Source organism: Vibrio sp. Vb2880, from assembly GCF_033337975.1.
GTDB lineage: Bacteria > Pseudomonadota > Gammaproteobacteria > Enterobacterales > Vibrionaceae > Vibrio > Vibrio alginolyticus.
The window spans coordinates 1-575 of record NZ_JAWORT010000089.1 but is presented as its reverse complement, the minus strand read 5'-3'; the positions used below and the strand labels follow the sequence as shown (position 1 = coordinate 575).

At 37.6% G+C, this 575-nt stretch carries 1 pseudogene; it reads left to right on the top strand.

Features of this window, described 5'->3' with window-relative positions:
- Window positions 1–433 (top strand): annotated as a pseudogene (locus R7M92_RS25060) (hypothetical protein); the annotation flags it as partial.
- Between the last annotated feature and the right edge of the window lie 142 nt (window positions 434–575).

Below are 575 nucleotides of genomic sequence, written 5' to 3'. Positions count from 1 at the left end.
AAGAGGAATTATTGTTGCTTTAAGAAATAACGACGAGTACGACGTCGTTGTTGAAAATGACAATTGCTTCTTTTCTGTTGATGAAGAAGGAAGGGCTGAAGAAATCTTAATGAGTATTACAAAAGGAAACTTACATATTGATTTTTTAGATGGTCGATTTGAGAACCAGTGGAGTTACAACTTCCGTTACCAAGATTCAGATCTTGAGTTAATCGGTTATGACGCAATGGCTAATCGAGGTCCTAGAGTGGAGGTAGTTACTAGTATTAATTACCTGACAAAAAAGATGCTCACTACAGAAAATGTTAGTGAGCTTGATGATGATGTCCCAATATTTAAAGAGAAGTGGTCAACCTTTGTTCTTGAACACAGATTTAAGTTAAGCCAAATCAGCGACTTTACTGAATTTGGTGATGGTGTACGAAATAGATAGATCCGCAGTGAGACGTAATTCTAACAAACTGTTTAAGAGTGATTCACAACGCGTGGCATTTTTACTATGCGTTGATTTTAGTGTTTAAGGTGGTTTGCGGCAGCTTTTGTATTGCGTTGCTCACACCTTAACAGGGCGTTAG